The sequence below is a fragment of the Rufibacter hautae genome (assembly GCF_008271695.1).
GTDB lineage: Bacteria > Bacteroidota > Bacteroidia > Cytophagales > Hymenobacteraceae > Nibribacter > Nibribacter hautae.
The window spans coordinates 289130-315143 of record NZ_VKKY01000002.1; the positions used below are offsets into that span (position 1 = coordinate 289130).

Below are 26014 nucleotides of genomic sequence, written 5' to 3' on the forward strand. Positions count from 1 at the left end.
TAAATGGATAATTGTAAGTAATGGTGGCTTTCAAACAAGCTTATGCGAGGGCATAACTTTTAGACTTTAAGATATATAATTATCAATTATTGCAGATTTGTCACTTTGCCAAAATAATCTTGGCAAAACAATCCGATATTCTTTCCTCTCATCCTCACAGTACCAAACTACTATATGGGCTATTACAGCCTTGTGCAATTTATAACCTTGTTGCCGTAGCTTTTCTATCCGCTCTTTAAACTTAACTGAATAAGCTACTACCTGTTCACCTGTATATAATACTTCCGCTAAAGACATCAACCCAACGCTGTAGTCAAGAGGTATGCGCAATTCATTACCGGATCTCAAAGGTTTTATAGCTGAGATACTAGTTGGCCTTTTAAAGAAGCTCAGCCATACATCCTTCATCCCTAATTCTAATTGCAAGTCAGAAGGGGATGGGTAAATGGTATGATCTGCTACTTTGCTCAGTTCTGGAACAAATATATTGTCAAAATATGGCTGATCAGTGTGAATGTAAAGGTTCTTTTTTGCTCGGGTAATGGCTACATAAATGACTCGTTTGCAGGCTTCGTCATGTAGCGGGAAATTGCGGAGCATTATAAATACATGATCAAACTCTTTCCCTTTAGCCTTATGCATGGTAGAAACAAGCACTGTATTTTGCTCCGGGAAAACGAAGTCCTCGGTTCTCGCTTCTTGCAAGAATACTAGCCAATCAGACCAAAAGGTTCTTCCTCCAAAGTTTCGTTCAAATTCTGTGATAACATCAATGGCTAACGTTAAATTAACTGAATTTGCAAATTCTTTAGCAATCCTGTTTTTGCTTTTATACCAGTCTTCTTTTGCTATATACCCTAAATCTGAACTTATTTTGTCATGAATATACCAGCTAAAACATTTTATTTCCAGTAACTGCCGAAGCGAAAACCCATCCTGAGCCATGATAAGGCGGCTTGGGACATCATTTTGGAGTAGCAGGTTTTGCACCAGTAAAGCTTCTTCATTTGTATGTGTCAGCACGGCTGTAGTCCCTGAAAGTCTTTGCTTCATGACATCCTGCACCAAGGGATGTATCAAGTCTGAAGCAGGTAGATAGCGGATTAGGCAAATAGAGCCATAAGTTTGGTTTTGTGCCACCAAGGGCAAACCGGCTTTTAACCTGTCGGATTTGAATAGCCGAAGAAATTGGTTAGAGAATTCTACCAAATTATAGCAAGCCCGATAGTTGATGCTGAAAAGATACTTTGTTGCTTTCTGGTCTCTCTCAAAGTCCCGCATAAAGGCTATGGAAGATCCCCTGAACTCATAGATGTTTTGATCATCATCCCCAACCACGATTACTCTCACTTCATCCGCTAACTCAATTATCTTGTTCAGGAAATCGTACTCTTGCTGGCTTATATCTTGGTACTCATCAACTACAATGACGCTTTTACATTTTAGTCTATCACTTGGTATATCATCATTAGCCAAGCTTTCAGTAGCCTGCTTTATAACATTGTCAGATTTCTTTAAATCACCTACACGGCCTAAAAGCTGAAAAGCAAAACCGTGGTAAGTATATATATCAATGTGATAGGCAGATTTACCAATCAATTTATGCAGCCTTTCTTTGAACTCTGTAGCGGCGGGCCGTGAGAAGGTTAACATTAGAAATTGCTCAGGCTTAATATCTTCCATCATCAACAAGGCTGCGACCTTGTGCACAAGTACACGAGTCTTACCACTCCCAGGACCAGCACCAACTAGAATGTTAAGGCTTTTATTATCCTTAATTACCTGTGTCTGGTCTGATGAAAGGGCTCCAAAAATTTCACGGTACTTCTTTTCTGTAATGGGTTGTTTAAGCTTCCCTTTCTCATGCCGGAAATGACGTTGAACAAAGGCTTCGTACCCTAAGTTGAAGTAATCATTAACAAAACCCAAAGCTTCAATGTGGTTGCGGAGTTGCTTTTTTGCATATTCTCCAATGATATGTATCTGCTCTACCTTTTTCTCATAGTGTCGCTCTAGCTTTTTGTAGTCTTCGTTAGTGTATTGCTTTCGGGTATCCTCTATTAGCCTTTCTATGGACATAGGGTTGTAAAGCACAAACAAACCACCTTCTAGTTTTATAGAACCTATAGTATGTAAGTAAAGAAGGTCTGCCTCATACTCTGTAAGTGAAGCTTTAGCCAAGGTTATATTTTTAACCTCTACCTGCTTTTTCATTTCCACCATTGAAAACTCAAGAGCAGCATCTTCCTGCTTTTTTCTATTGGCAATCTCAAGAACATTCTGTTCACATAACCATTTTACTACATCCGTCGCCCGGGTGAGACGGTCATCGATTGCCTTTTTTATTTCTTGTTTATCTTTGCGAAAGCCAATACGGTAGAGTAGGGTATGGGCATCAATACGTTCTTTTTTAATGTAATGCTTATGTTCCCAAAATTGCAACAGGTTTCTTATTGCCTCAATGGAGCTTCCATTACATCTTTTTTCAATGAGTTTTTCGTTTAGATCCCGCAGATGAGTCTGTAAGACAGTCGGAGCTTCTTCTGAGGGTGCTAATATATCCAGTAGGGCCTTTTCAATTATAGCATAACGTTGGAAGCAGCGTTCAGAATTCTTTTCGCTTCTTGTCGGATTTATTAAAGCTGTTAAGTCTTTGGTATCTCCAAGTAGGCCAAGCTCTTTGAAGTGCAGAAGAATATTTACAACATTTTCTTTTTCAATACCTAAATGATCAGAAAGGGTATCTACCAGTGTGTCTTCACGTGAAATCAGGTACTGGAATATGCGGATAGCCTGTTGAAGCTGATCGCCCGGAAATTTATCTGGGTTAGCATTGATAACCTTGTTAGCGGCCTCTACATTACGTACCAGTATACTTTGGGCAAAAATCCTTGGGGAGTTCATTTCCCTTTTAAGGTAACCCACATCTTCTAGAGCGGCTATGGCTGCCTTAACCTGAGTTTCCAGGTTCATAATGTCTGTATCCCAGCCAGCTTGCTTGGCCAGCTCTAATGCAGACTTTGTGAATTTAAGCCGCTTAAAGTCTTTAACAGCTTTCCAAATTTGGCCAACTTCTTTTTTTGATAGCTTCGTCTGGTTTAGAAGAGCAAAATGGTCATTCAGGTCGTTTTCATCAAAGAGTAAATGACAGTTAGCTTCCATGGAGGGGTTTCTTCCTGCGCGCCCTGCCTCTTGTATATAATTTTCAAGAGAGTCAGAAATATCATAGTGTACTACAAGCTTTACATTTTCCTTATCCACACCCATTCCGAACGCTGAGGTCGCCACAATCACATTGGTTTCGCCTGCCATGAAGCTGTCCTGAATTCTAATCTTCAAGTCAGACTCCATTCTGCCATGGAATGCAGCGGCTTTAATGTTTGCCTTTTTTAACTCTTCAGCAACATATTCGGCAGTCTTGGTTCTGCTCACATATACAATTGCCGGTTCAATGGTATGCTCTAGCAAGTCTTTCAGTTGCTGCAATTTTGCTTCCTTCCCCTCTGTCTTTGAAGCATTGTAGGTAAGGTTAGTGCGGGAAGCAGTTGTTTGATATAAGTTTAGATCTAAGTCGGCCTCTTCTTTGAAATAAGTGATTATATCTTGTACTACCTCTGGCTTTGCAGTTGCGGTGAAGCAGGAAACGGGAATAGGTTGTTGCAGGTTTTTAGCCAAGGTAAGCTCTTTCAAGAAGCGACCTACATAAAGATAATCCACTCTGAAATCTTGCCCCCATGAGGAAAAGCAGTGCGCTTCGTCAATCACAAAGCGCTCAATTTGCCTACCCTGCAAAAGCTTATAAATAGTGTTTGAACGAAGAGATTCAGGAGAAATATATAAGAGGTTAGCCCCTCCATCCTGAACCCTTTGAATGGCATCGGCCCGCTCCAATGGGGAAAGTAGCCCATTGATTGCAATGGCGGTAGTTATATCAAAACGGTTCCGGAGCACATCTACCTGGTCTTTCATAAGAGCCTGTAGTGGAGAAATAACCACTGTTAGAGCACGGTTTGCCTCACCTTTCATTAGCGCTGGCAATTGGAACGTAAGAGATTTGCCACCGCCAGTAGGGAAAATGGCCAGCAAAGATTCTCCCTTTAAACCTGCTTCCACTACCTGTTGCTGCAATGGGGTTTGTTCGGTAGGAGTAAACTTTCGGAAACCTTCATACCCAAAGTATTTTCTAAGCCCTGCCACAGGTGATAGAAAGCTTTCGCAGTAGTTGCAGGCAAATTGGTGGCAAGATGTACCCCTTAGCAGTTGCAACACGTTCACAATCTCCGGGAAACGGTGCAATAACCACGGAGGTATGATGGAACCTTGATCTGGGGCATTAAGAAGTACTAGGGCGTATGCAAGTGGTACACGCTGCTCATGAATTAGGGGGTACAAGCTTACAGTAGAACAGATTCTATTATAAAAGAATGACTTAATATTGTCCTCTAAAGAATCTATTACCACCTCAGGCATACTTTCCTCCAACAAATTAAAGAATGCACTAAAGGCCTTTTCTCTGCAAAGAAGATTATATAGAATCTTTTTGAGTGTTGGAGGTAGGCTGTAATAGGCGAGGATACAGTCCTCTAAAAGGTCAGCTGCTATTTTTGAATCCTCTACAGGATTGTTAAAATAATCACTTACTAATCGATAATCTTTAATTAATCGGTGATAAGGCCGATCAGGAAAGAAGAGTGGCGAAAGGTAAAGAGTGTCAATAACGGGTTTCTCAAGAAGACTTATGGACGCTCCTGCTGATGTCAAATAAGGGAGATCATGGGCCAAAATATTATGGCCACAAAGAAATTGTGAGTCCTCTTGAAATTTTTCAAAATCGTTTATGGAGGTTCCATGCCATGAATTTCCTTTAAGCCAAACACCAATGCTCTGAATTCTTTGTTTAGGCGAAGTACTAACTTCTAAGTCAAAAAAGGCAATATGCTCCATTTAATTAAGGCATCGAAACTTTATTTTGCTAATTTATTAAATAAAGGTTTTGGATTCTAATATATCTATTGATTATGATTCACTTTAAGGTTCTATGACAATTAGGGTCATAAGCCAGAATGGTAGCAAGTTTGTTAGACCCTTTATTTTTCCCTTAGCTAGGACTTTCTTAAAATTATCATCAAAGTAAGTTAGCCAAAAGCACACCATCCATATTGTGTTAGTGTATAATCGGCTATTATTGTAAATTTTTTATCAGCTAAATCTATTGTTATTTTGCGTCTAACAAAGATCATGCTTTCTGTTTTATGTGAAGATTTTAAAGGGTGAATAATATTAATTATCTGTTCAGATATATCTGAGATATGAGCATGATTATATTCAAAATGAGTAATTTTGAAAATTTTATTATTATAATTAAAATAAGTATTCCTGCTTGGGGCTGTGCATTTTTTATTTTCTGCAGGATATATTAGTTTTTTTTAATATATTGTAAATCGTAACATGCTGGGCTGTTACTTTATGGACTGTAAATTTATAAGTTTAGCTATCTATAAGGCAGATACGTTTTCAGCTTTATAGATTTATTGTTTACTAGATCACAGTCTGTATGTAATATTTTGTACTAGGCAAATATGTCATTAAAATAAATAGTAGGCGTCTTTTTTTTGTTATCATAATTATGGAATTTTGATAACAGGCTCGAAGACATTTTCAACAACCCTGACCCGAAGAATGCCAAGAAGCTAGAAAAGATTCTGATCAAGCGGCTTAAAAAGCAAGAAGGCAACCCCAATTTTAAGAAGATCAGTGAAACGCTGGAAGATCTTCGGGATAGAGCTGAAAAAGGGTTGATCACCTCTATAGAATTTGTGAAAGAACTCTGCAAACTCGTCAAGGAAACCCTGCAGGCCGTGAAAGAAGTAGCAGAGGAAATACAGGATAAAACTCCTAAAGCAGCCCTAACCGAATTGTTTCTGGAACTAAAGACGGAACAAACTCCGGCAGTGGTTGAACGCATTGTGACCGATATAGACGCTATTGTACGGGTAGTAAGCTTTCCTGGCTGGCAAAAGAGTGTTGCCGGTGAAAGGGAGGTGCAAAAATCTCTCCGGCAAGCTTTATTAAAATACCAGCTTCATAAAGACCAGGTACTGTTCGATAAGGGGTATAGTTATATCAAAGAGTATTATTAGGAATGAAGAGTTAACAAAGCTTGTAAGGGAAAGCAGGGAAGCACTTTGCATATTCTAATTCCAAAACTTAGGTTGCAGTGGCATAGAAACTGACGCTAAAGTTTAGTGCAATTTTTATAAAGCAAAGCTGATTTCTGGGCATTCAGTCTTATTATTAATCGTTGCGCCGAAACCATGACTAAAGTAATAGATAAAAATGAAGTCCGCCTTCCCTTTTTTGGAGATCGGTTATCGTTCGTCCGGGGTCTTGATCCATTAGGACTGCAGAATCCATCTGCACAAGCCTACTCTTACTTGTTGCCTGGATTGAACAACGTTACAGGTAGGCTGCGGAGTTACAGCTTCTATTGCTGGTTACTAACCGAGTATGCACGTCAGATTCAAACAACGGATCCTAAAGAACAAAAACGGTTTGTTCGCCGAGCAGAATACATTTTGGCATTGATTGCAGCTCATGCAGATACCAACGGAGTGGCAGGTAGTCTTTATGCATTAAGACAGTTGAATCAGGGTGAGACAAGTTTTAATATAGGTTCTGCTACCTACAACCCTGATGGCTCTACAACAAATACCTACTGGCAATACAGTTTCGGCGTGTTTGGTCAGTATTATCTGGGTTCAATCAGGCAGATCGGATTGATTGAAGAACCTCTGGATGCTAGTGGTAATTTGCTAGGCATCTATAGGCGCACGTCCAGCAATAAAGAGCTATTGATAAGTGGCGAGGCCCTTGCGGCCGCCTTTGATGAAAATGTTAGTCCAGAAAACAAAGGGCTGTTTTTGAGCTGTTTAAGAAAGGGTACTATTGATTTAAAGCAGGTTGAAAAGCTAACACCAGATTTCAATCTTGCCCATATAAGGACCGGCACAGAAGAACACAACCTGTTATTACAGCTCATGCTAGATTTAGATGAGCCAGCCAATGCTGTGATAAGCCAAAAGAGTATGCGCAAAGCAACTCTTCTGCATGTACTTCGCTATGCCGATACCCACAAAAGCGGAGTAGAGCAGCGAAAATTTACTTTTTATGCATACCAAGCTAAAGGTGAAGTCAACCACCATTCAGATGATTGTTTATTCGGTTGGTATTATTACCAGCTTAACGAGTATTGGCAAGTTGCCTGTACTGCTATTTTAAACGGATTATTAGATTATCTACAGGAAAGAGAAGGTCCTGGGTGGATGCTGGTACAGGAACTGCTGCAGGAGAGCACAAAAGAAATAACTGAGTTGCTAATACAAGGTGAAGTCATTGATTCCGGAGATGTGACTATTGCTGAAGCCTTGACTGCAAACCTGGATCCGGAGCAAGTGCTATACCAAGACCTAATGAGAGCAGAAGGAGTAGTTAGAATGGCAATGAGTTTTGCCCTTATCTGGCAGCTTTACCAGCAGAACAAGCAGTATCTGGATCGTCTTGAAGAATATACTTCTTCTATCGGTATTGACAGTAAGCATGATGTTGTTTCCTTCTGCCGCAAATTTGACCGATATGTTACCTTACCTGTACATAAATTCTTAGAAGAGTTCCTGCTAAGTAATATCATTTACAGACATCAATATGTAGCTTATCATAAAATAGGGGGAGGGTCACAATCAACCCAGAAGTTTATCATTGAAGATAATCACATCCGGCATATCGGCAATTTTGACCCAGGATTTACAGGCCCCCGAATCCGCAATCTTATAAACTTTCTACAAGACTTAGGCTTACTTGATGCCGAAGGTAGGCTCACCGATGCTGGCCAATTACAATTAGCTCAAAACTGAAATGGCACTACAAAGGCAGAATATATTAGATTTAATAGGCAAGAACAGGCATAAGTATTCATCCTGCATCATTACCTGCTTTAGTTTCGATTTTACCTTTTTCGAAGAACGTGTGATGACTGCCCTTCGGTTGGCAAATGTCAGGAACGTAAATGTGTTGGTGGATGGTAAATTCCTCGAGCAGTCACTTGAAATGGTTACTGGAAACGAGTTTAAAAACCACAAAACCTACAGCCTTACTCCGGTTTATGAGACTGGAGTTTTTCACCCCAAGATTATGCTACTGACAGGGCCAACCCAAGGACTGTTAGTAATTGGGTCTGGTAATCTTACCTCCTCTGGTTTAAGTACCAATGACGAAATTTGGGCAGCTTTTCACCTTAATTCCCTTGACTGCAATAATGCTCCAGTTTTTGCGGCAGCCTGGCAATATCTGCAAGGCTACTTTCCACAAGTTAAAGGATTTAACCAGCAAAAGCTGGACTGGATAACACAATACTCCCCTTGGGTAAGGGAACTTGCCTTGATTGCTCCCGGCAAAACATTTATTCCTCTGGATGATGAACTGGAAGTGAAATTTGTAGCAAATACAGCTAGTGTCTCCATTTACCAGCAGTTGATAGAGTCTCTGCCAAAGAGTAAAGTAAAGAAGCTAAGTATTGTGTCTCCTTATTTTGATGAGAAAGGAACAATCCTGGAGCAGCTGACTGCCGACTTCGAAATCGAGGAGATTGCATGCCTAACTGACCAGCAATTCGGAATATTGCCTACCAAGCTAAACGAAATACTTTACAACCAAGTCGCTTTTTACGACTGGAAGGATTGCCTGAAGGATTTTGATACCAGGTATAACCGGTTACACGCCAAGCTTTTTCATTTTGAGTATACAGATGGTTGGGAGTATTTACTGATAGGTAGTCCAAATGCCACCATTCAGGCATTAGGCTCAGTAGCAGATTTTGCCGTAAATGGCGAGGCAGGTTTACTGTTGAAGCGCAAAAACAAGAATGGCTATATCAGAGAGCTTGGTATAAACACTAAAAATGGCCCCACCTTAAACGTTAAGGCAGCAGCCAAGGGAAAAACGCACCGGGGGGACAGTACTCCAAGCATCAACTACGAGAACAAGATTTTGTATGCTGAAAGAAATGGGAGCCGGTTAACTGTGCATTTAAAAAAAACGTCAAAGGCAGTTTATGAAATACAGGTATTGAATAGTAGTAACGAAGAGGTGGAAATCCATTCTTTACCAGCAGTATCAGAAGAAGCTGTGATTATCCTGCAGCAACCAGATAAGGCCTTCCGGTTATTCCTTGTTTCTGATGGGGTACGGGTGTCTAATTATTCTTTAATCCATAACATATCTTACCTGGTAAAAAGTACTCCGGACCCAAGTCATGATAAACTAACCCAAATAATAGAAGGCTTTCTTGCAGACCCTGAAAATGGAATTTACTCTGACCTACTGAAGTACATCGATTATAGTGTGGATGAAGAGGAATTTGGCTTACCAGCTCAGCCACTTAGGGGTGCTTCTGGATTATCAGTTTCAACCAATACTACCATAGATCATATCGGTCTAACAGAAGAGGAGCTTTACAAATTAAGATCAGCACAAGCAAGAGACTTGTTGTTGCTCAATACTTCCAATGTTCAGATTGCCGATATCCTGAATATTATTTCAAAAGGAATGGTCGTGCAAAGTAGTGAGGTACAGGAAAACGCTGAACAAGCTTTATCTCAAGATGATATAGAATTTCAGATGGGCTCAGAGCAGGAGGTAGATCAATCGGTTATCAAAAGAGCGAGAGGAGAGGCAGAGCAAAGAGCCATTTTCAAACACCTAGATAAGATTGATAAATTCTTCAGCAATCAGCATAAAAAGTTCTTCGAAACCCGAATGCTGCAGGATGTTCCTAAGCGGCCCATTACTTTAAAAGAACTTTCCAATGTTTCGGTGATGACTGACTTGCTATATATGTTTTATGGCAAGAGTTACAATGTGTCAACCATTGAAGTAGGCCTATATTCCACTAATAAGACAAAACCTATCATTCAGGAATTAGAGAAGGAGTTCGGAATGGTGAAGACTAGTAAGATAAACAGAGACAATTTTAGCATTGTATATTTTGAAATGTTTCCTGAATACTATCTTGAATTTAAGAAGAGGGTTGCAGCTAGTGGAGCTAATCTACTGGTAAATCAAGAAGAATTTTCGCCAATCACACGTTCCTATCCGTACTTTTTTCAGGAAGACTTAAAATCAATTCTTATTGAAACTTTTGGTTGTTTTCTGCTCTGCGCTAATTCTAAGGCGGGATTTCATCAGTACACAAATGAAAGTCAGAATGAAAAAGTAATTTTTTACCGTGATTCTATCTTCAGGAAATGTACGTTCCTAATCCTTAATATTCGTTGGAGGGAAGATGAATTAGTATACCGGGACATACTACTTCTTGACCTTTTACAACTAGTTTGCCCTGATAAGTTAAGTACTAAATATACTAAGGAGCTGAAATTGGCAATTGAAGACTTATATAAAAGTAACCAACTTAAGTCAGAGCACTTTTCTGATAACCTCAAGTATTACTTCTCTAGTTTGATCCCAACTGTACAATCCTGGCAAAGAATATTCGAAACTGATAGTAGTAGTTTATCAACTAATCGCTCTTCTTTAGGGTCAGGTACCATTATCTATCATCGTGAACTAGGTTTCGCTACTTTGAAACAATCGGGCAATAATTTTATAACATTAGTAAAACCATGTTTACCATGGGACGATTATAAGGGAGAAAACACTATGAAAATAGTTTATCCATTGACTAACATAATACTATTTAAAAATTAATCTTTGGGAACGAAATTAATTTTGTCAATCTCTGAATTTATTTCCTGTCCCAAAAGCTAATTTTACAGCTGTCCCATACTTGTCCCAGTGTTAATTGGGATAATTTAAAATACGTCCCAGCTTCTGTCCTAAGCTACCGTTGAGCAGGTTCTGAACATTGGATCTAAAAAGCTACTCATAAATCATGTGGTACTGCGAGCAGATGAGAAGCTCCTCAACAAGGAAGGTGACCGTATTGTACAGTAATTCCTAAGAGAGTATCTACTGTTTATCCAGACTTTATGGAAAAACTGCCTACTTTATAAGCTGAATTTGATAATTGGGATGAACAGCACTGATTTAAAAACAGCAGGGACTCCCATTATAGTTGCCCCTGCTGTTGCCCATTTATCCTGCCAACACTGCAATCAATGGTACCTGTTACAACGACTCTAAATCTGGAAAGGTAGGTAAGTCAACTAGGATGGGAGTAAAGACATCAAGCCGCTCTATCTTCTTCATAAACTGCTCCAGCACGACTCCCGCCTTTACCACTAGCCCACGTTCAGTTTGCTCTAACTCCGGCTGCTGACCCAGGAAAAAGAAGAGTTTATCTAAAACATAGGCCATATAGAGCTCCTGATAATTAACTCGGCATGTTGAACAAGTGTCCCTGGCGCTTAAAATGAAATCACCTACCCGCTGTTGCCTGCTTTTGATATGCGAGTGCGCCAGCTCTTCGTTCCCCATGTTATTAGTAAGCGCTGAGCGTGTATTATACAAGAAATCCTGATAGATACAAGCGAGGTTGAACTTGAACCGCCCCAGGAAAAGCGCTTCAATAGCCCGGTTTTCTTGCTCTTTTATCTGCATTTCCTGGGCAGCTACTCCGTTTTCACTCTCTTTTTCTGTCCCAAGTGCGTCCCAGCCTTTCTCTGGGACGGCTGCTGAAGTAGTCCCAGCCAGCGTCCCATGGCTTACCAGAACAGTCGTGGGACGCGTCCCAGTTGCTGTCCCAGGACCTGAATCCTGTATTTCCTTTACCATTCTGCCTACCCTGGACTTGCTGATTCCTGTTTCTTTGGCAATTTCTCTGATGGAATAGCCTTGCCCGTGCAGGTGCTGCACCTGTGCGTGTGAATCTTCTTTTTTCATCTTTGTTATTAATTCTTAGTTGGTTTAAAATTTATTTTGCCACACCCGCTCCCGCAGCGATTTCATCAGCATGCAGCGCTTTGGTTTTATCAGCCACGATCCCGAAGTACTTGGCTGTTTTTCCGTTTTCCTTGACGACGACCATGTCCGTATCAAAAAGGAGACGGAAGAGCTGCATGGCTTTTTCTTTGGTGAGCTTGATGGCTATGTCTCGGTCACTGTTCATCACCGCGGTAACAGTGTCAGCGGTTACCCGATTACCTATTTTACTATTAATAGAAGTTGATTCGGTAACCTTTCCTTCTATTGCCTGCTTGTGCCGAAGAATCCGGTCCACGTCCCTTTTATCGGCAGGCCCTAGGCGTTCGTAGTGCTTTATCCTATCACAGGTATCCAGCCGGTTGAGCAGGTCCCCGAATTTCCTGGCTCCCCTGTGCTCGCGCATCTGGGACACTATCCCTGCTTTGCCAATGTCCCTTTCCTGCAGCTTGAGGTAGTTTTTGAATACTGGCAGGGCTGCCTGGCCTGTGAAAAGGTCCTGGTGTGCTTCCTGCAGCTGACCGGCCTCCTCGCTCATCCGCACATCGTATCCTAGCCGGACAATCTGTCTGCGAAGCTCCAGGTCACGGGTGGCATGGTGAAGGGCCGTATAGGTAGCCGTGGTGCAGCATGTTTCCAGAAGTGCCAGAGCCTGCTCCTCCACACATTTTCTGGCGGCTTTGGCTGCCTTGTCGAGCGCTTGGGTTTCCGGTGTCTTTTCTACCTTCACCTGCCGGGGATCCTGCATCACAATATGGCCTTCCGCCTCCATTTGAGAGTAAAAATCGGCTGTTGCCGTGCTCCGAATGATTGCTTGCCCAACTTCATAGTGAATGAGCAGCTTGTTTACCTCATAGCACTCCGTCTCCTTGTTATAGCTGCAGTACTTGGCTGTCTCCCTTAGATAATAGGAGCCCTTTGGCAGATATGGGCTTAGGTCCTGAAACTGGGTGTTGAGCAGGTTCAGGGTTTGGCATTCCTGTTGCGCAAACTTCTTGATAGCCTGGTAGGCCGCTTCGCTGTCATACTCTTTCCCCTTCCGCTCTTGCTTGTACAGGGTTACCGGCAGCAAAGGCATCTTACGGGGGCGGGCCATGAACTGCAAGGCATTGGAAACGCTCAGATGCTCGTTTTGATGCTCTGCCATAATCACCCGCAACCGCTGGTTATACAAGTCCACGCCACAGTCTATGAGGGAAGTCGTAAAGAGGAGGCGTATGTTTTCCGGAATGTGTTTGGAATCTGTGATGGCCTGATACGCACCTCCGGCCACTCCCTTGGATTGTGAACTTAGCACCGCTACCTGCCCCGTTGGCAGCCCTTGAAAGCTGCTTACAATCTGGTCGATGAGCTTTAGGTCGTTGAGCCGGACAAGGTACTGGTAGTTGGCAAAGTCAAGGGTAGGAAGCAGCTTGGCCAGTTCATGCTGCACCTTGCCTTTGCAGGAGATGGGGGTGAGCTGTATCTTGTGTGACTGCCCGGCCTTTACTTCCACGTATTTGAACCCGTATTCCTGCAGGAAGCCCGGAGGCGTCGCCGAGATGCACAGCACGTTCTTAGCCGCTAATAGCTGCCTGAAGAGGTATTCATACTTGGGGCGCTTGTCGGGCATGCCGTAGCCGGAGAGCAGCTCATGCACTTCATCGCAGATAATCAAATCATCGTCTACCACAGGGGGCAGCTTGGCAAAGCTATCGTACGTACAGACCGTTATTTTGCTGTATAGGGAAATCTGCACATCTTCGTTTGTGACCCCCTGTTTGATGATGGCAATCTCCCCGTACCTGCTCTTGGCGATGGCATCCACAATGACAGTGAGCGGCTCTAAGATGATGATACGCCCACGGACACTGCGAGCCAGCTCTTCCAGGGCAAAAGTGGTTTTGCCTGTTCCGGTTCTAGCTTTGAGCAATACCTTGCCGTGGTGCTGTATGTAATCCACCAAGGGAGCAGCCTGCTCACCGAGGAACCGATTCACAAACAGCTTGTAATCGGGCCCTCCGTGTCCCTTCCTCAACTGAAAACGCCAGTCGGTAATGTCAGGGCGCAACCCGTCCCGCAGCGCATCTGCCAAATCATAGCCATCTTCCCGGTCCGGGGACAAGTCCACCGGGATAAAATCCAGTCCGTGTTTTTCAAGCATCCGGCAGGTGCCCAACGAGCGGCCAGCTTGGTCGGCATCAATCAGCACATAACCGGATTTTACTTGCAGGGCCCTTGCCTTTTCCTTGCTTAGGGAAGCAGCACCGCCTGTAGAGACAAAATCAAACTGGGGATAAAAGAAACTGCCTAGCACAGCTGTCTTTTCGGACTCCACCAACACGACAGGAACCCCCTCCCGCAGTAGGTGGATGCCATAGAGGCACTGCCCGTACCTCTTACCAGCAGGATTCTTCAGGTAGAAGGGCTTTGTGACCTTGTTTCCGCCAATGGAAAAGATGAAATGTTTCTGGTTGAAGTAGGAGCCGTCCCAATTCTGATGGCCAAAGACGGTGTACACTGTCCCAACCCTGGTGGAGGTGCCGACGTGCCATCGCTTTAGGTGCTCGTCTGTTACGCCCAGAGACCGCGCATAGCCGTGAAAAGTCGAGTGGAGCCGCTGGGACACATTGTCCCACTGCCGGTGATCCACATATACTTGCTCAGGCTCGTTTACTGGTTCCTTAGGAACAGCAGGGCGTGGCATCGGCTTCCGGAGCGGTGCCCGGTGCCCGGAGGAGGAATATCCTAGCTTATCCGATAGCAGGACTAGCGCCTCTTTAAAATCGCAGCGGTGGTAAAACTGAAGTACCTGGAGGACGTTGCGGGTGGCATCGTCCCCAAACTCTTTCCCCGTGAAGTCTTTTACCAGGAACAGGCCCTTGTGCAGGTAAATGTTTACCCGCCTTGAATTGTCCGTTTCAAAGACCTTGCCCAGCCTCCTGTAGTTAGGAAAGTACCCGCGCAGCACCTGCAGGGTTTCGGAGTCGGCCAGCAGCTCGTCGGCCCTGGGTAGTTGCGGCCCGTTTCCGGAGATGAGCCTAGGGCGGCTTCCCGTTTGGTCAATCACGTCCGGTGTGGTGGGACGCGTCCCATGCAAGGCCATTCCCATGGCCCGTGCATCATTTCTAAAGGTCACTTATTCATTTCAGTGGGGGAACCTCGGGCCTAAGTGTCTCCTAGAGTACCGGGTTCGAATCTAACGTGGGTTTAAAATTTATTTTACATGCAAGTATACAGGTTAATTCTGGTTTCTTACATTTGCGTAAACAATATATTACATGGAAGATAAATCTGTTACGATAGATATCCCTATTAATGTCGAAACACCCTTTGATTTCTATATGGAGATGGTGCAGGTCCTTGGGCATAAGCAGTTCTCCCTGAAGGACGCCGGGATCACTTCCCGGGTGCATAACAACTGGCGCAGCCTGGGAATCATCCCCGATGCGGAGGAGGACGGGAAGAGGACCTACTTCGACTTCATCCAGTACCTCTGGATCCAGATCGTGAAGGACCTCCGCAGGTTCGGGCTCCCCCTTGAGACCATCGCCGTTGTCAAGGATTACCTATTCGATGAAGACTACAGGGCCGGCATAGAGTGGAGCAAAGAAGATAAGGCGGCCCTGAGGAAAACAGTGGAAGATGGAGCTAAACGCTCACTGACGGAAGAGGAGTTTGGGATTATAGAGGGAAGCCTGAATTCAAGGAGCACTATCCTGCCGTATCTTTTCTATCCGATTGTGTTGGGGCACTTCCAGCACCGTTCCAACTCCAACATCTATATCTTCGCGAGTGGCAAGGTGGCTGTCTGGAGTGAGTTCCTGCTGAGCTTTGACTCAGGGGAAAAGCCTGACCTCAGCACCCCCCACATCAACATCCCGCTCGGGCACTACTTCGCCCAGTTCCTCAGCGACGAGACCAAGGCGGAGTTCCTGCCCAAGGTGCCGATCCTGACAAGGGAGGAGCAGGAGGTGCTTAGGGCCATGCGTAACGATGAGGTAAAAGAGCTCATTGTTAAGTTTTCCAAAACAGGCAATAAGCGCAGGGCTGATTTGATCACCAAAGTAGACAAGCAGCTCTCGGACAAGCAGAAAAAAGAAATCGCCCGGATCCTGGGCACCCGCGACTACAGCACCATCACCATGAAAACGCAAAACGGAACACAGCTCTCCTTCGAGGAGGCCCAGCGAACCAGGCTTTAGCCCTCCTTCGGGTGTGTTCCCCCGCTTCTGCCAGCAATGGCTCTATTGAAAGTCACTGAAGAACTCAGGACAAACATCCAAGTTGCATTTTAACTGAAGAACTCAGACAAGTGCGGAAACTGGGACAATCTCCGTGAATGTAAATCAAACAACCTTAAAAGAAAATGTAAAGCGAAAGCAGCAACAACAACAACAACAACAACAACAACAACAACAAGCATTACAAAAGCACCAAGAACCGGCAGAAAAGCAGTTACAGGCACTGCAGGAAAACGGCCCCTATAGGCAAGTAGAAGAAGATGGGCAGCTCAGGTCCTACCATGTGGAGAGACTATTGAACACGCCTGGATACGGACACCTGGCAGAGGAAACAGCCTCCGATATGGTGGAGCAGATGCTCCGCTTGTCCTGCCTGCTCTACGGGCTGGTAATGGAAGAGCCGAAACAGCAGCAATCTGTAGAGGCTTCCGTTCAGGAAATAGAATCGGTAGCAATGGTCAAGCAAAAAAGGAATAACCGTGGCGGCAACAGATAAGACGATGAAAAAACAAGCAGCAACAAAAATCAACGGCGCAAAAGCAACAGAAGGTAGCGCTACTACGACTAACCTTAACAATGCCCTGAGCATCTTTGCCCGGCCTGGGCAGGTAGGGAAGAAAAGCAAAGCCGCTGCCAGGGGGAAAGTCGCCGTTATCTACACCCGCGTCTCCACTAAAGAGCAGGCCGAGACAAACCAAAGCCTGGAAACGCAGCTGGAGCGTTGCCGTGCCTATGCCGAGCGCCACGGTTATGAGGTGGTAGAGACCTTTGGCGGCACTTATGAGAGCGCCAAGAACGATGAGCGGAAGCATTTCCAGCTCATGCTGGAATTTGCGAAGAAGAGCCGCCAGCAGGTGGGCTACATTATCGTCTATAGCCATGACCGCTTTTCCCGCTCAGGCTCCAATGCCATCTACATCACGGACCAGCTTTCCCAGATGGGCATCTCGGTGGTGGCCGTCACCCAGCCGGTGGATACCATGACCTCCGCAGGGAAGCTGCAGCAGGGTATCCAATTCCTTTTCTCCCAGTTCGACAACGATCAGCGCAGGGAGAAGTGCATGGCGGGCATGGAGGCCAAGGTGCGCAAAGGCTATGTGGTGGGTAAGGCACCCATGGGCTATGACCAGCTGAAGGTGAACGGGGAGCAGGTGATAAAGCCCAACAAGACGGGCAAGCTGATCCGGCAGGCTTTCCTGCTGAAAGCGGAACAGGGGCTGAGCAACACCGACATCATCAGAAGGCTCAAAAGCCAGGGCCTCCCGCTCTACGACCAGACGCTGACCAAGATATTCCGCAACCCCTTCTACTGCGGGCTCATTACACATGGACTGCTACAGGAGGGGGAAGTTATAGAGGGAAGGCACGAGCCGCTGGTGTCAAGGGATGTTTTCCTGCGGGTGAACGGGCTCCAGTCTCAGAATGCCCAGGGTTATACCCAGGTGAAGGAGGACGAAAACCTGCCGTTGCGCCACCACATCAAGTGCGGCTCGTGCAGTAAGCCGCTTACTGGTTACGAGATGAAGAAGAAGGGTATTCACTACTACAAGTGCAACACCAAAGGCTGCTGCCTCAACCGCAATGCAGGCAAGATGCACGAACTGTACCAAGGGCTGCTGAAGGAGTTCCAAATCGACCCGATCCTGCTGCCGCAGGTGCAGGAGATGATGGGACAGGTGTTTACAAAGCTAAGCCAGGAGCACGGGCAGGAAGAGAAGCGACTGAAGCTGCAGTTAGCGGAACTGAAAAAGAAACTGAATACGCTGGAGCGGCGCTATGCCTACGGGGAAATTGAGCGGGAGATATTCCAGAAGTTCAGCGGTGAGCTGAAAACAGAGGGGCGGGAAATCGGGGTGAACCTGGAGAAATTGTCTGGACCTTTATCGAACCACCAGATGCTGGTGGAAAACGGGCTGAAATTGGCGCTAAGTCTCTCATCCTCTTGGACTAAGGGAGATGCTTTACAGCGTAGAAGGCTACAGGCGTTGGTGTTCCCGGAAGGGGTGCAATATGACCGGGAAAAAGAGGGGTATCGAACCACCAGGGTAAACTCGATTTTCGGCCTTGCAAGCGAGATTTCGCAGAAGATGGGGGAAAAAGAAAGAGGGAAAAGCAGTAGTGAAACTGACTTTTCCCTCTTGGTAGTCCGTAGGGGAATCGAACCCCTGTTACCAGAATGAAAATCTGGTGTCCTAACCCCTAGACGAACGGACCATCTTTCGGTTTTGATGGTGCAAATATAGAAGGCCGTTTTTTATCTGCCAAACATCTCTCAGAAAAAAAGTTTAGTTTTTCTATCTAGAACCGCTCTCCTTCTACTAAGTGTCTGATTTTGAAGAAAGATCAGTGGAAATAAATTTTTGAACTTTTATCACGCCTCCAGGCTGTTTTCAATAAATCAGTCCTAAAACACCGATCACTGGTACATGCATGGTTTTTCTTCTGGTAAGAAACACCAACTTGGCTTCATAGTCCAAGGAATGTATCCACTCAAAATTACCTATGTTCAGCAATTTCTGTTCTTAGGCATTTATTAGAAAACAGGCTCAAAACAGAATGAGCAGTCTATGGTCCACTAAACTTCTCTTTCCCTGGGTGGTTTTAGGGCAGCTAGATAAACCTAATCAAAGCTGGCTTTGCCGCCGTGCTTTTCATAGTTGTACAGCTGGCGGGCCAGTTCAAAAGTGGTGGGGTGGTCAAGTCCCGTCTTCTGGCGGGCTTTCTTCTCGGTTTCCCCTTCCTGGAGATAGGCCACGTATTCTTGGTAACTGCCTTTGAGGTGCTGGAGCAAGCCGTTGAGCGATTCTGAGGTGCTTTTGAGTTGTTCTGCATCAAAGGTGTCTTTTTCCAGGATCTCTTCTACCAGGTAAAACTCCTCCTGAATCATCTGGTGGGTTCCGTCTTCACCCAACACCAGGGGCTTGTATACCCTGAAGTAATGTTGCTCTGCCAGGAAAGTGCTGCCGGTGCAGTCCTTCAGATTGATGACGATAGGAGAATCCGGGAGGTTCAGGTCAGGCGTTTTGTGAAAAAAGGCCAGGATCTGCTGCCCCTGTTCCTGGTATTGGGAAAGCAGGCTGCAAAGTTCTCCCAGGTCAAAACCCAGGGAAACATCCTTAGAGGAATCTCCCTTGTTGAGCTTTCCGGTTACCGTGATGGCCGTGTCTACGTCATAGACAATCTCCTCCATTTCAAAAATATCGGTGAGCAGGATTGATTCAGGACGGTACGTAGCCGGGTCAACCCCGATGAGGGAGATAATCTTGTCCTCTGGAAGGGTAGTAGGTTGGGAAAGTTGCTGCGCCTCCTTGGCAAGGCTGGACACAAAAATGCTGTGCTCCGCGCTTTCGCCCAGGGCCTTCAATTGTTGCAGATACGTGTCAAGGAACTGCAGGTGCGGTTTCAAGGCCTTGTAGATCTTTGTTCTCCTGAAGGTCTTACGATGGTAATAAAGCAGGGTGGCCACCTCTCCGTAGCAGTCCAACTCCTTCACCGATTCCATCTCCTGTAACACGGCCTCAGGCGAGGCTTTGTCTTTTAGCAGCATTTCCTCAAACAGGAAAATAGGATAATCATGGGTGGGCTGGCCAATCTCCGGCAGCACATTGAAGGCGCTCATCTTCTCTGATTTAGCCTCCTGCAGTACCTCCAAGTTGGTTTTTACGGGTGCCATGAGGTGCTCAGTGGCCGCAGTTTCCAATTTTTCCTGGGTTCCCTGAATCACTTCTTCGCTCAAAGGAGCTTTTTCTGTAAACTGCCACAAAATCTGCAGGTGCGTGTGGGAAGGCGGCAAGCCATAAGCCGCCATAATCTCCTCCTCCAGGTGGATTACTTCCTCAAACAATTCAGTATTCTCCTCAGGGCCGCCTTTCTCTTTTAATTCCTGATAATGGTGGTAATATGTCGTTAGTTTTTCCGTCACCTGCATAAATCAGTTGTTTTCTTTCAGAAGTTAAAAGATGGCATTGGGTGTTTAAGGGCTTCTTTTTAAAAGCAGAGCCAAAACTGCCGCAATTATGGGTATGTATCTGGCATAATTACACCAGTGTTATCAATAATACGGCGATCCTCCATTAGGGGTGTTGTATTATTAGGATAATTTGTAGCTGTCTGCACCATTACGGAACCCAAATCATAAAGGTCCTGCTGTAAGTGCCTCTTAGAATTAACTGTAAAGGCAGATAAGGTATTGTCCTTTAAGAAAGCCGTTAGGATAATTTAAATTCTTGTAGATACGCAGGCGCTACATAGTCTGTGAGCCACACGTTGTTTTCTGATAGGTAAAAGGAGATTACTTTGAGGTGCATCTGCCCGCTGAGCACTGTGAAAACGTATGGTTTGCCGTGCCGACTCCCTACCTGCAGAGCAGTCGAAAGATCGGAGGAAAGGTGTACATGCAGGCGGGACTGTTTCTTGACACCATCTTTGAGGATGTGTGCTGCGTTGTTAACAGACGTTCCGTGGTACAGAAACTCTGGTGGTGTTGCCGGTGGCAGGCCAACATCTACCAACACAGAATGCCCTTGGTTGGCTCTGATCTTTGTCTGGTCAGGGTTAAAGGAAAACCGTTGCTTGTTATTGGTTTCCACCACCCGCTTCAGCTGCACCAAGTCTACGGTCATTCTTTTCTGCTGTAGTTTAGCCAGCAGTTCCTCTACCTGGGCCCATCCGTTTTGGTCCAGGGTGATCCCAATCTTTTCGGGCTGGTGCCGAAGCACCAGGCTCAGGAGTTTGCTTATGTCCTTGTCATTCATGAATCAATAATACGCAAAAAGAAAGCCCCAGCGTTGGGCTAGGGCTTTCCTGTCATAAGGTAAGAAGGTTATTTTACTTCTTTCAGCAGCTCTTGTACGGCTACTTCCAATTGCTGGTCTTTGCCTTTGCTTACCTGCTCAAACTCGTTCATCACTTTCACGTCTGGCTCGGTTTGCAGGTTCTCCAGATAGCGGCCTTGCACGTCTTTTACGCCTAGTGGCGGAACGCCCCAGCGCACGCTGTTGTCCTGCAGAGATTCCCAGCCCGCGAAAGTACAGGTACCTGGTACTGGCATGCCTACCAGTTTACCCAGTTTCAGATCCTGGTAGCTGAACGCGAAGCAATGGCCGTCTGAGTAGTTGGCTTCGTTGGCCAGCGCAATGCTGGGTTTGTTCCACCGGAAGGATGGTTCAATTCCGGTAGAGCGGTTGTCAGTGGTGTAGTTCAGGAACATCTTACCGCTTAGGAACATAGCCAGATCGGCTACCAGGTCACCTCCGCCATTGTTGCGAGTGTCCACTACCATGCCTTTGCGGTTAGCGTATTTCCCCATCACTTCTTCGTACACGGTGCGGTAGCTTGGGTCGTTCATGCCCGGGATGTGCACGTAGCCCAATTGTCCATTGCTCAGGCGATCTACTTCCTCGGCGTTGCGGCGTACCCAACGCTTGTACAGCAGGCTGCTTTCCTCACTTTGTGAAATTGGCTTAACGGTAATGTCGCGGCGCTTCTTGCTGACAGGGTCATAGATGGTAACCAGGGTGTTTTTGCCGGCTTTGCGGTTCAGGAACTGGGCGTAGTCTTTGTCTGAGGACAAGGTTTCCCCATCGATTTTCTCGATCACCATACCAGGCTTCACATCGAAACCGGCTCTTTGCAACGGACCTTCCAAAATGACCTCGTCTATTTTGAGGCCGTTTTCGGTAAAAGTTGGGTCATAGAAAACTCCCAAAGATGCAGTAGCATCGGCGTTCACAGGCACGTTGGAGAAGCTGGAGCCGGAGTGTGACACGTTCAACTCACCCAGCAATTCGCTCAGCATCTCAGAGAATTCGTAGTTGTTGCTGATGTGCGGCAGGTATTTCTCGTAGTCGCCTTTCAGGGCATTCCAGTTGGCGCCGTGGAATCCGGCGGTGTAGAAGGTCTTCTGCGTGCGGCGCCACACATGCTCAAACATGAAGGCCCGCTCCGCAGCCACGTTCAGGTTCATGTCGCCGCTGATAGCCACGTTCTCCTGCTTGTTCGCGGTAGGGTCCAGTTTGATCACGCGGCCATCGGCTAGAAGGAACAGGTTTTTGAAATCTTTGTCCCAATCCATGCTGGCGCGGTTGGCGTTCAGGGTCACGGCCATTTTGGTTTCCTTTGTGCGCAGGTTGGTGCTCCAGAGGTTATAGCCTCTCTCAAAGCGGGCCAGGTAGTACAGCGTTTCGCCGTCTTTAGACACCAAGGCATCGCCTAGTTGCGACGAATGCAGCGTCAAGCGGGATTTGCGGGTTTTCAGGCCTTCCCAGTCAATGGTCAGTTCTTCGTCCTTTTTCTTCTTTTTGTCTTTTTCCTTTTCCTTGGCCGCTTTTTCATCGGCTTCTTTCACCAAGGCGTAGTCTTCTTTGCTTAACCGGAATTTGTCATACGCCGCCTGGGTCATGAACATCGCGAAGATGTCTGACTGAGCCCCGCCGCTGTTGGCTTGGGCGCGCATACCCTCGCGGGTGCTGTTCCAGATGAGCATGTTGCCGCCGGCCATCCACTGTGGAGAATCATCCTGGTAGCCGCTCTCGGTCAGGTTGATCTTTTTGCTTTTGCCATCGGCGGAGATCAGGCCTACTTCGCCGTTGGCGAAACCCGGCTCCGAAAAGTCAAAGGCAATCCACTTGCTGTCGGGGCTCCAGGTGAAGTACTGGTCGTTGTCACGCATGGAGAAAAGCTCGTTAGTGGTGAGCAGCGTGCGGACCTTTTTATCGGCGATGTTGTACACCTTCAGGGTCATGCGGTCTTCCACAAACGCGATCTCTTTGCCGTCCGGCGAGAATTGGGGCTCGTAGTTTTCCTTGTCGTTGTTGATGACCGGGGTCTCGTTGAGCAGGGTAGAGGCGTAGAAATAAGGCTCCTCTTTGCGGGTGATCTGCGTCTGGAAGATTTTCCAGCCTTTGCCGCGCTCGGTAGCGTAGATCAGGGTTTTGCCGTCTGGCGAGAAACTCACGTTACGCTCCTGCTCAGGGGTGTTGGTGATGCGCTTGGTGGCGGTTCCTTCCACCGCCGAGACGAATACCTCGCCGCGGTAGATGAAGGCCACTTCCTTGCCGTTTGGCGACACCGCCAAATCTTGCACGCCGTTGCCGGATACCGGGACAATGCGCTCGTTGTTGGCTTTCACATCGGTGGCGATGACCACGTTCACTTTTTGCGGGGCGCCGTTGCCCTGCAGGGTGTACAGATCCCCGTCAAACCCGAAGCACAGCACCCCGTTGGTGGAGGCAGTGAGGAAACGTACCGGGTGCTTGGTGTAGTTAGTTACCTTGGTGGAGGTTCCGGGCTTGTCCATGGCCATGCGGTGCACGTTGAAGGTGCCGCTTTCCTCGCTCAGGTAATAGATGGTTTTGTCGTTGTCGGTGAACACCGGGGTGCGGTCTTCGCCAGCATAGGTGGTGAGTTTGGTGTGCTTGCCGGTTTTGGTGTCAAAGCTCCACAGGTCGCGGGCCACGGAAGAGACGTGGTGCTTGCGCCACTGGTTCTCGCCGCCTTTTTTATCCTGGTAAAGCATGATCTGGCCGTTCTGGCTCAGCTTCACTTCCTCGGCAGGCGTGGTCAACACCTGCTGTACGCGACCGCCGCCAACGGCTACTTTGTAGAGCTCTGGCGAGGCAAACGTAGGAAACTGCCGGTTGGCTGCCTGGTCCATGCGGGTTGAACCGAAGTAAACCGTCTTGCCGTCTGGGCTGAACTCATAGGGATACTCATTGGCCGAGTGGAAGGTCATGCGTTTGGCCTCGCCCCCAGTAGCCGGCATCTGGAACAAGTCAAAGTTTCCGTAGCGGTCAGAGGCAAACACAATGGTTTTGCCGTCTTTGCTCCAAATTGGCATGAAATCGTGCGCCTCATGCAGGGTGAGGGGCAGGGCTGTGCCGCCGCTGGCCGGAACCCGGTACAGGTCACCTTTGTAGGTGAAGACAATGGTTTGGCCATCTGGTGAGATGGATGAATAACGCAGCCAGGAGGGTGCGTTTTGGGCTTGTGCCACACTTATTGTGCTGGCTACCAAAGCCCCGGTGTACAATAGTCTTTTAAGCATAGATGAGTAGAAATGCGCAGTAAGTTACGGAGAGCTTGCTTGATATGAAAGAGACAAAGAGCCTGCTGCCATAACCTTTTTGGGGGTTGATCGGCAAAATTGCATGCCTATGGTTTAGACATTTTAACCCGATTGACAATTCCATAAAATGCCCTGTTCTAAGCTTGGGTTCTTTATCAGTTAGAAGCCTCGTTCTGGTTTAAAATAGGAAAACCTGAATATTATTTGATAGGCCTTAGGTTACAGCTTTCACCTTCGCGGGACATCAAAGGGAATCCACTTTCTACACTATTAGCTAATTGTAATATTTGAGAGGCCTTTCTTTTGCTATTGTTTGGAATTAATCTAAATAGGTGGTTAGTTTGCCATCGTTTGGAAAAGAGGCCCGCGCATACTTGCCAGCCTTTCAGCGAGGTATCGGTTTTAAGCCCACTTTCTTATAAACTGCCCTAAACAGAAATCAAGTAAAATCATAAAGTAAAAGCATCCATGAAAAAAGGGTTCACCTGGCGCAAATTGTTCAATGACATCCACCTTTGGTTAGGGCTAGCCAGCGGGCTGGTGCTGTTTCTGGTGTGTCTCACCGGTACCATCTTCACGTTCCACAGCGAGATTGAGGAAGCGCTGGAGCCGGCCAAATTCAGCGTGCAGGTACCAGCCAATGCGGTGGCCCTTTCTCCGGATGAACTGGTAGCGAAACTGCAGCAGACCCAGAAGGGCAAAGTAACCGCCATTCAGATCCCACAGGACCCTGCTAAGCCGTACCGGTTCACCCTAAAAAAAGAAGAAGGTGGCAAAGGCGGCAAACCGGAAGGGGAGAAAGCCAAAGCCGAAGGTGCTAAATCTGCAATGGCAGCCGGTCCTGGTGCTGGTGGCGAAGGCAAAAAAGGCGGCAAAGGTGGTCCTGGCGGACCAGGCGGTGGTCGTGGCAAAACGTACCTGGTGAATCAATACACCGGCGAAGTGAAAGGCACCACCGATGGCCCGGCCCACGAGTTCTTTGAAACGGTAGAAGCCATTCACCGGTCCTTGCTGGTGAAAGGTGAACCCGGCGCGCTCAACCCCGGTAAAATCATTGTGGGAGCCTCTACCATTATCTTCGTGTTCATCATCCTGACGGGGCTGGTGATCTGGTTCCCTAAGAAACTGAAGAACTGGAAACAGGGCCTCAAAGTAAAGACCAGCGGCAACTGGAAACGCATCAACCATGACCTGCACAACTCGTTGGGGTTCTACTCTTCCTTTTTCCTCCTGATCATGGCCCTCACCGGCCTGTGCTGGTCCTTTGACTGGTACCGCGAAGGCGCCAGCGCTGTCCTGGGTGACCAGATCTTCAAGCAGCGCACCGAGAAACCGCTGACCTCTGATCTGGCCGGTTTAACAACCCAAAAGCCAGCCATTGCAGATCTGATCAAGATCTCCAACGGCATCTTGCCTTACGAAGGGAATTATCGCATCAGTTTACCTTCAGATTCTACCGGCGCCGTAGTGTTGAACAAATCAAAAAGCGGCTTCTTTACGCTCTCGGCTTCTGATAAAGTGCAGCTGGACCAGTACACCGGCAAGACTTTGAAAGTGGAGAAGTTTGAAGACAAGAAGTTCAACGAGAAGATAGCGGCCAGCGTGAGAGGTCTGCACCTGGGTGAAATCTTCGGGACGTTCTCTAAGATTCTCTACTTTATTGTTTGCCTCATTGCTACCAGTTTGCCAATCACCGGTACGCTCATCTGGTGGAACAAACTAAAGAAAAAATCAAAAGGCAACCAGGTGGTGGCCAGACCTGTGGTTACCAGAGCGTAGGGCTGCTGGCTTGTTT

At 46.5% G+C, this 26014-nt stretch carries 13 protein-coding genes and 1 tRNA gene; 7 read left to right on the top strand and 7 right to left on the bottom strand.

The features are described from left to right. Positions 1-66: 66 nt before the first annotated feature. On the bottom strand, positions 67-4944 hold the full coding sequence (locus FOA19_RS10210) for a RecQ family ATP-dependent DNA helicase (RefSeq protein ID WP_149090734.1): 4878 nt from the start codon (positions 4942-4944) through the stop codon (positions 67-69). Between the two features lie 851 nt (positions 4945-5795). Between FOA19_RS10210 and FOA19_RS23350 the strand changes: the two genes are divergently transcribed. The 3 genes from FOA19_RS23350 to FOA19_RS10225 all read left to right on the top strand — a co-directional run bounded on the left by FOA19_RS23350 (position 5796) and on the right by FOA19_RS10225 (position 10758). After that, a complete protein-coding gene (locus tag FOA19_RS23350; protein WP_223808833.1) occupies positions 5796-6140 on the top strand; it encodes a hypothetical protein in 345 nt (114 codons plus the stop codon). Positions 6141-6314: 174 nt separating this feature from the next. Next, positions 6315-7910, top strand: a complete 1596-nt coding sequence (locus FOA19_RS10220; RefSeq protein WP_149090735.1) for a hypothetical protein — start codon at positions 6315-6317, stop codon at positions 7908-7910. Position 7911: 1 nt separating this feature from the next. Continuing rightward, entirely contained in the window at positions 7912-10758 is a 2847-nt protein-coding gene (locus tag FOA19_RS10225) for a phospholipase D-like domain-containing protein (RefSeq protein ID WP_223808834.1), read from the top strand. 420 nt (positions 10759-11178) lie between these two features. Here FOA19_RS10225 and FOA19_RS10230 read toward each other — a convergent pair whose 3' ends face one another. Then, on the bottom strand, positions 11179-11892 hold the full coding sequence (locus tag FOA19_RS10230; protein WP_149090737.1) for a helix-turn-helix domain-containing protein: 714 nt from the start codon (positions 11890-11892) through the stop codon (positions 11179-11181). Between the two features lie 31 nt (positions 11893-11923). Then, a complete protein-coding gene (locus tag FOA19_RS10235; RefSeq protein ID WP_149090738.1) occupies positions 11924-15049 on the bottom strand; it encodes a DUF6371 domain-containing protein in 3126 nt (1041 codons plus the stop codon). 142 nt (positions 15050-15191) lie between these two features. Here FOA19_RS10235 and FOA19_RS10240 point away from each other — a divergent pair, with 142 nt between their 5' ends. The 3 genes from FOA19_RS10240 (at position 15192) to FOA19_RS23755 (ending at position 18334) form a co-directional block, all read left to right on the top strand. Next, positions 15192-16115 carry a hypothetical protein gene (locus FOA19_RS10240; protein ID WP_149090739.1) on the top strand — a complete coding sequence of 308 codons (924 nt, stop codon included), beginning with the start codon at positions 15192-15194 and terminating at the stop codon, positions 16113-16115. A gap of 133 nt (positions 16116-16248) precedes the next feature. Then, a complete protein-coding gene (locus tag FOA19_RS23355) occupies positions 16249-16650 on the top strand; it encodes a hypothetical protein (protein ID WP_190300359.1) in 402 nt (133 codons plus the stop codon). A 4-nt stretch (positions 16651-16654) separates the two neighbouring features. Next, positions 16655-18334, top strand: a complete 1680-nt coding sequence (locus FOA19_RS23755; RefSeq protein ID WP_223808943.1) for a recombinase family protein — start codon at positions 16655-16657, stop codon at positions 18332-18334. Here the strand turns inward: FOA19_RS23755 and FOA19_RS10255 are convergent. The 4 genes from FOA19_RS10255 to FOA19_RS10270 all read right to left on the bottom strand — a co-directional run bounded on the left by FOA19_RS10255 (position 18294) and on the right by FOA19_RS10270 (position 24198). Continuing rightward, positions 18294-18368, bottom strand: a tRNA-Glu gene (locus tag FOA19_RS10255). The two genes, FOA19_RS23755 and FOA19_RS10255, sit on opposite strands and share 41 nt — an antisense overlap. A gap of 406 nt (positions 18369-18774) precedes the next feature. Further along, positions 18775-20082 (bottom strand): hypothetical protein, encoded by a 1308-nt coding sequence (locus tag FOA19_RS10260; protein ID WP_149090741.1) that lies wholly within the window; start codon positions 20080-20082, stop codon positions 18775-18777. 280 nt (positions 20083-20362) lie between these two features. Beyond that, the gene (locus FOA19_RS10265) at positions 20363-20908 is read right to left on the bottom strand and encodes an RNA 2'-phosphotransferase (protein WP_149090742.1); all 546 of its coding nucleotides are present in this window, start codon (positions 20906-20908) and stop codon (positions 20363-20365) included. Between the two features lie 68 nt (positions 20909-20976). Further along, entirely contained in the window at positions 20977-24198 is a 3222-nt protein-coding gene (locus FOA19_RS10270; RefSeq protein ID WP_149090743.1) for a S41 family peptidase, read from the bottom strand. Positions 24199-24687: 489 nt separating this feature from the next. Here FOA19_RS10270 and FOA19_RS10275 point away from each other — a divergent pair, with 489 nt between their 5' ends. Then, positions 24688-25998, top strand: a complete 1311-nt coding sequence (locus tag FOA19_RS10275) for a PepSY-associated TM helix domain-containing protein (protein ID WP_149090744.1) — start codon at positions 24688-24690, stop codon at positions 25996-25998. Positions 25999-26014 lie beyond the last annotated feature (16 nt).

Bases quoted from the DNA above. Each gene is read 5' to 3' on its own strand.
- FOA19_RS10240 (WP_149090739.1), top strand. From the start codon at position 15,192: ATGGAAGATAAATCTGTTACGATAGATATCCCTATTAATGTCGAAACA.
- FOA19_RS10265 (WP_149090742.1), bottom strand. From the start codon at position 20,908: ATGAATGACAAGGACATAAGCAAACTCCTGAGCCTGGTGCTTCGGCAC.
- FOA19_RS10210 (WP_149090734.1), bottom strand. From the start codon at position 4,944: ATGGAGCATATTGCCTTTTTTGACTTAGAAGTTAGTACTTCGCCTAAA.
- FOA19_RS10230 (WP_149090737.1), bottom strand. From the start codon at position 11,892: ATGAAAAAAGAAGATTCACACGCACAGGTGCAGCACCTGCACGGGCAA.
- FOA19_RS10275 (WP_149090744.1), top strand. From the start codon at position 24,688: ATGAAAAAAGGGTTCACCTGGCGCAAATTGTTCAATGACATCCACCTT.
- FOA19_RS10270 (WP_149090743.1), bottom strand. From the start codon at position 24,198: ATGCTTAAAAGACTATTGTACACCGGGGCTTTGGTAGCCAGCACAATA.
- FOA19_RS10220 (WP_149090735.1), top strand. From the start codon at position 6,315: ATGACTAAAGTAATAGATAAAAATGAAGTCCGCCTTCCCTTTTTTGGA.
- FOA19_RS10260 (WP_149090741.1), bottom strand. From the start codon at position 20,082: ATGCAGGTGACGGAAAAACTAACGACATATTACCACCATTATCAGGAA.
- FOA19_RS10225 (WP_223808834.1), top strand. From the start codon at position 7,912: ATGGCACTACAAAGGCAGAATATATTAGATTTAATAGGCAAGAACAGG.
- FOA19_RS23755 (WP_223808943.1), top strand. From the start codon at position 16,655: ATGAAAAAACAAGCAGCAACAAAAATCAACGGCGCAAAAGCAACAGAA.